A 6,875-nucleotide genomic window follows, 5' to 3' on the forward strand; every position below is an offset into this window, starting at 1 on the left:
GCTGCAGGCACGCGCTTCGCTGGACGAAACGGCACGCGAGGCACTGGCAGGACTGCCGCAGGCCACGGTGGGTTTCAACTATCTGGGCCAGTTCGACGCAAGCCTGCCGGAGTCGGCACGCTTCGCGTTCGCAGAAGAGCGGGGCGGCGACTCGGTACAGGCGGGTCTCAACGACGCGCAGGCGAAAGCGCTGCAACTCGACGCACTGGTAGCAGACGGTGAACTGCAGGTGAACTGGCGCTACCGTACGGACCGGCTCACGCAACAGGACATCGAATCATGTGCAGCACGTTTCACGCAGCAACTGCATGACATGATCGACGCAGCACAACGTCCGGCGACGCGCCTCTACGCATCGGATTTCCCACTCGCGCGACTCTCACAGTCAGCGCTCGACGCATTGAAGCTAGACCCGGTGTCAATCGTCGATATCTATCCGGCCACGCAAGCGCAGCAGGGCCTACTGCTGCACACACAACTCGGTGCGAGCTCAGGCATCTACGTGAATCAGCTGCGGCTGACGTTGCGTGGCCCGCTTGATGTCGCTGCATTGCGCGACGCCTGGCGCGTCGCCGCCGCACGGCACGAAATCCTGCGCACGGCCTTCGTCGTTTCACCGGAAGCGGACATGCTGCAGGTCGTGCATCGCGAAGTCGAGGTGCCGTTCGCCGAACACGACTGGTCCTCGCTCGATCCCGTTACGTACGACAACAAACTCGCTGCCTGGCGCGAGGCGGACGTGGCGCGTGGTTTCGATATCGAAGCACCGCCGTTGATGCGCATTGCGCTCGTCCGTCGTCCGGACGGCGCGCATGATCTGATCCGCACGCATCATCATGCGTTGGTCGATGGCTGGAGCGGTGCGCGCCTGCTGGGCGAGATCGTCGACGAATATCGCGCACGTCTGCAGGGTTTGTCATCGGCACGTCCCGCACCCGCGCGTTATCGCAACTACCTCGAGTGGCTCGCATCGGCAAACCGCGAGAGCGAGTCGCACGCATGGTGGCAGGAGCGAATCGGGTTGCTCGACGAACCCGCGCTGCTCACCGCGAGTCTCGGTGCACCCGTCTTTGCAGCCGGCGAACAACCGTCCTCCGACGCGATCAGCACCAGCGAAATGACATTCGACGCAGACCTGAGCGACCGGCTGCGTGCCACCGCGCAACGCTACCGCGTGACCTTGAACACGTTGATGCAAGGTGCGTGGGCTCTCCTTCTGTCGCGTTACGGCAATCGCGGGCAGGCGGCGTTTGGCGTGACAGTCGCCGGACGGCCAGGCGATCTCGCCGGCGCGCAGGACATGCTCGGTCTTTTCATCAACACGCTGCCGGTGTGGACGGACGTTCCCGACGGCGCGCGGCTGTCCACATGGCTCGCCGCTTTGCAGCAGATCAACAGCGCAATGCGCGAGCACGAACAGACGCCGCTCGCGCAGGTTCAGCGCTGGTCCGCGCGCACCGGCGATGCATTGTTCGACAGCCTGCTGGTATTCGAAAACTATCCGGCCGACGAGGCGCTGTCGTCGAGCGACGATCTGTTCACCGTCGACGCGCTCGATTCGATCGAACGCACGCACTATCCGTTGACGTTGACCATCGTGCCGCGCGGCACGATCACGTTGCATTGGGCATGGCGCGCAGCGCGCTTCGCACCGGTAAATGTCGAAGCAGTGGCTCGTCATTTCGTCGAACTGCTGACGCGCTTCACCGAACAGTCCGACCCACTCCTTACATCGATTGCGCTTGCTCCTGTTCACGCAGTGGCTGCGTCATCCGTTCAAGAGATATTGGACACGGTCTCCTTCACACCGGTGCACCGTCGCATTGCGAATCACGCCAACGGCGCCGCTGCGGCTCGCACCGCCGTGGTCAGCGGCGACACGACGCTGAGCTTCGGACAACTCGAAGCATGGTCGAACCGCATCGCGCAACGTTTGCGGCGGCTCGGCGTGAAAGACGACACCTGTGTCGCCGTTTGTGTCGATCGATCGGTGGGGCTCGCGGCTGCCTTGCTCGGCACGCTGAAGAGCGGCGCCGCTTACGTACCGCTTGATGCGTCGTATCCGGCTGCACGACTCGCCGCGATGCTCGACGATGCGCAGGTTGAAGTCGTCGTCGCGGACGAAGCCTGCGCGCAGATGCACGCGGTGCTTTTCGCCGATCGCGTGCTGGTTCGCATCGACGACGTGGACGACGAGCGCGATGCGCCATTGCCCGATGCCGCTTCATCGTTCGACGAAAACCGGTTGGCCTATGTGATTCATACGTCGGGTTCGACTGGCCGTCCGAAAGGCGTGGCGGTCACGCACGGCGCACTGGCGCGGCTGCTGTCGTCTATCGGCGAACGTCCTGGCCTCTCGGCTGCCGACACGCTCGTCAGCGTGACGACGGTCTCGTTCGACATTTTCGCGCTGGAGCTGTATGCGCCGCTGATCGCCGGCGCAACGGTCGTCATCGCGCCGCGCGCCGTCGTGACGGATGGGCGGCGCCTTGCCGCGCTGCTCGAAGACAGCGGTGCGACGATGATGCAGGCCACGCCGATGGGTTGGCGCGTGCTGCTCGAAGGAGGCTGGCCTGGCGCGCAAGGCCGGCGGTTTGTCGCGCTGTGCGGCGGCGAAGCGCTTGCACCGGATCTCGCCGCGCAATTGCTGGCGCGTGGCGTCGAACTCTGGAATATGTACGGCCCAACCGAGACGACGATCTGGTCGAGCGTCGCGCGCATCGTCTCCGCCGCTTTGCCGATCACGCTCGGCGAAGCGGTCGGACATACGGTGTTGCGCGTGGTGGACCGCGCCGGCCGTCACGTGCCGGTGGGCGGGGTGGGTGAGTTGTGCATCGGCGGCGCCAATCTGGCGCGCGGCTACGTGGGGCAGGCCGGTTTGAGCGCCGAGCGTTTCGTGCCCGATGCACTCGGCGAACCGGGTGCGCGTCTGTACCGCACAGGCGATCTGGCGAGAGTGCGCGTCGATGGCGGGATCGACTATCTTGGTCGGCTCGATCAGCAGATCAAGTTCCGCGGCTACCGGATCGAGATCGGCGAGATCGAGGCACAGCTTGCGCGCAGCGCCGGTGTCCGGCACGCGGCAGTTGCGCTGGCGGGCGAGGGCGCTGCGCAGCGCCTCATCGCCTTCGTGGTGAGCGACAACACGCTCGATGCCGCGCGCGTGCGTCACGAACTCGGGCAGGTGTTGCCCGTGCATATGACACCGTCCACGATCGAACAGATCGACGCGATGCCGCTCACGTCGAATGGCAAGCTCGATCGCAAGGTACTGCGCAGCATGGCGAACGGAATCGGTACGCAGGCTGCTTCGACACACCGTACGCCGCCTTCCACCGCAACCGAAAAGACCTTGTGCGCGTTGTGGGCCCGTGCGCTCAACGTCGCCGACGTTGGTATCGACGACGACTTTTTCGAGCTTGGCGGTCACTCGCTGCTCGCGGTGCGGCTGGCGAGTGCGATGGCGGCTGAGTTCGGCCGTCCTGTCGATGTCGCGCAACTGTTCAAGCTGGCAACGATCCGGCGCATTGCACTCGCAATCGACGAAGCGATCGGGCAAGCCGCGCGCGATGAAGAAGACGATTCGGCCGACCAGTTCAAAGATCTGCTGTCGACGCTCGATGACTGAACGGATCAGGAAACAAAGGGATATTCAATGAGTGTGAGTTCAGGACGTCAGGACGAATTGCTGGGCCTGTCGAAACAATATGCGGCGTTGCCGGCGGACAAGCGCGCGGTGTTCCGGCTACGCGCGGCCGAAAAGGGTCTGCCCATCGACCGGTTGCCGATCGTGGCGTTGTCGCCGCGGCCGGCACGCGCGCCGTTGTCGCATGCGCAGGAGCGGTTGTGGTTTTTGTGGCGACTGGAGCCGTCGAGTTCCGCGTATAACGTGTCGCGCGCGGTGCGCATGGTGGGCACGCTGCCTGCGGATGCGGTTCGTCGTGTGTTCGAACAGTTGGCCGCACGTCATGAAAGTCTGCGTTCGCGTTTCGGCGAGGAAAACGGCGTGCCGTATCAAGCAGGGCTGCCGGTGCCGGCGCCCGGCGCGCGCGAAGCAGTGTTTGCATGGCGCTTCGAGGATATTTCGGGTGGCGAAACAATCGCGAGCGACGCCGCGCAACAACACGCGCGACTTCAGGAACGCCTCGGCGAACAGGCGCGCGAGCCGTTCGATCTGGAGCGCGGTCCGGTGATGCGTGTCGTGTTGACGCGCATTGCGGCAGACGTGCACGTGCTGCAGTTCACGGCGCACCACATCGTCACCGACGCGTGGTCGATGGATCTGCTCGGCCGCGAATTTGCGCAGCTTTACGAAGCCGGTGTGCGCGGCGCGGATGCCACGCTCGAAGCGATGTCGTTGCCGTCGGCGTCGGCGTTGCCGCAGTTACATTACGCGGACTTCGCGCAGTGGCAGCGCGACTGGGCCGGCGACCGGCACGCCGACGCCGAACTGGATTTCTGGCGTGGCCGGCTCGGCGGCGAACGGAGTCTGCTTGCATTGCCGCTCGATCGCCCTCGCACGGTCGAGCGCAGCATGGAGGGCGCGCGTTGCGTTGTTGCGGTTCCGCGTGCGACAGCGGATGCATTGCTGCGGACCGCGCGCACGAACGGCGTGCCGCCGTTTGCCGCGTTGCTGGCTGTCTATTGCGTGCTGCTTGCGCGATACAGTGGCCAGCATGATTTCTGTGTCGGCGTGCCGGTGAGTGGCCGCGAACGCGTGGAGACGCATGGGCTCGTGGGGTTTTTCGTCAACACGCTGGTGATCCGCGCTGAACTGTCGATGTCGATGAGCATCGGCGAACTGTTCGCTCACGTGGGCGAGCGTGTGGCCGAGGCGCAGGCGCACCAGGCCGTGCCGTTTGCGCGCGTGGTCGAAGCCGTTCAGCCGCAACGCGAGCGTTCGCACTCGCCGCTGTTCCAGACGATGTTCAACTACGAAGTGGCCGGACGTACCGAAGATACGGAACTCGCGGGGTTGACGATTCGCGCTGAAGCCGCCTCGACGCGGACGGCGCGTTTCGATCTCGTGCTCAACGTGCTCGACGATAGCGATGGTCTGCGGTTGACGTTCAACTATGCGGTCGATCTGTTCGATGCCGCGACGATAGAACGGGTGAGTGGTCACTACGTGGAGCTGCTGGAGCAGATGTGCGCATCGGGCGAGCGGCGTCTGTGTGAACTGTCGATGGGGGCGGGTGCGGGTGCTGAGAGCGCGGCGCAACGTGCGTCGTACGCGTATGTGCCGACGGTTGCACGTTTCGAGTCGCGTGCGCAGATGTGCGGCGACCGGCAGGCCGTGATCTGCGGCGATGAACGGCTCAGCTATGCCCAGCTCGATGCGTGGGCGGACCGACTGGGTGTGGCGCTGATGCGTGCGGGTGTCGCGCACGAGGACCGGGTGGGGGTGTGCCTGGAGCGCTCGGCGGGACTGGCCGCGGCGCTGCTGGGGATCTGGAAGGCGGGCGCGGCGCAGGTGCCGCTGGACCCGTCGTATCCGGAAGCGCGGCTGCGCGACATGATTGAGGACGCGGAAGTGCGCTGCGTGATTGTTGATGCAGCGAGCGCGGCGCAGCTGTCGGCGGTGCTTGAGGGTTGTGTGCAGGTGCGGATTGGGGAGGCGGCTGGGCAGGTTGATGAACCGGTCGATGGGCAGGCCGGTGAGTACGGCAAAGAACGCGCCGACAGGCAGACTGGTGACCAGGCCAATGCGCATGCCAATGAAAACGCCAATCAGCAGGCCAATGAGCAGCTGGATGAGCCGCCCGATGCGCAGCTTGATAAGCAGTTCGGCAAGCAGCTCGATGAACCTGCCACTCCGGTTGCCGGCGGACGTGCCTGGCCGGATGCGCCACGTGCCCTGCGCGCGTTGCGCAAACGCACCGCATCGATCCACCCGGAGCAGCTTGCCTATGTGATCTACACGTCCGGCTCGACCGGACGACCCAAGGGCGTAGCGGTAAGCCAGCGCGCGCTGTCGCTGCACCTGGAGGACTTCATCGGCACCTACGGGATCTCGGCGCAGGACACGCTGCTGCAGTCGTCGACGATCAACTTCGACGTGGCGCTGCACGAACTGCTGCCGGCGCTGCTGATGGGCGGACGGGTGTGCATGCGCGGCGCTGCAGCATGGGACCTGCAGGCGCTCAGCAGCGCGCTGGCGACCCACCAGGTGACGTTCGCGCGGATCCCGACGGCACTGTGGCAGCAGTGGCTCGGTGAAGCGCCGTCACGCGACGCGCTGCCGGCATTGAGACAGATCACGGTGGGCGGCGAAGGTCTGCCGGGGGATGCACTGGCACGCTGGCAGCGCAGTGCGCTGGCAGGCGTGCGCCTCGACAACCTGTACGGGCCGACCGAAACGACGGTGGCGGCGCTGTACCGACGCACGCAGCCGGAGGACACACAGCACGTGAGCGCGCCGATCGGCATTGCCTATCCGGGGCGCAGCGTATGCGTGCTGGACGGGGACGGCAACGAGGCGCCGGTGGGCGGACTGGGCGAGCTGTGCATCGGCGGGGTGTCGCTCGCGCGCGGCTACCTGGGGCGGCCGGGGCTGACGGCGGAACGCTTCGTGCCGTCGCCGTACAACGACGGGGAACGGCTGTACCGCAGCGGGGACCTGTGCCGGCTGCGTGCGGACGGCTGCATCGAGTACCTGGGACGGCTGGACCAGCAGGTGAAGCTGCGCGGTTACCGGATCGAGCTGGGGGAGATCGAGGTGCAGCTGCGCGGTTGTGCGGGGGTGGAGCAGGCGGTGGTGGCGCTGCGCGGAGAGGGCGAGCGCCGGCGGCTGGTGGCGTACTGGGTGGGCGAGGCGCAGGCGCCGCAGTTGCAGGCGGCGCTGCAGTCGAAGCTGCCGGGGTACATGGTGCCGG

Annotated in this window: 2 protein-coding genes; both read left to right on the top strand. The window is 65.8% G+C overall.

Features of this window, described 5'->3' with window-relative positions; translation table 11 throughout:
- Positions 1 to 3,628: non-ribosomal peptide synthetase (locus KHO33_RS41290; protein ID WP_200568485.1), on the top strand; the 3,628-nt coding region annotated here is incomplete at its 5' end.
- A 27-nt stretch (positions 3,629 to 3,655) separates the two neighbouring features.
- A partial coding sequence (locus tag KHO33_RS41295; RefSeq protein WP_200568484.1) for a condensation domain-containing protein occupies positions 3,656 to 6,875 on the top strand: 3,220 nt, incomplete at its 3' end.

Source organism: Paraburkholderia nemoris (assembly GCF_905221015.1).
GTDB classification, from domain to species: Bacteria; Pseudomonadota; Gammaproteobacteria; order Burkholderiales; family Burkholderiaceae; genus Paraburkholderia; species Paraburkholderia nemoris.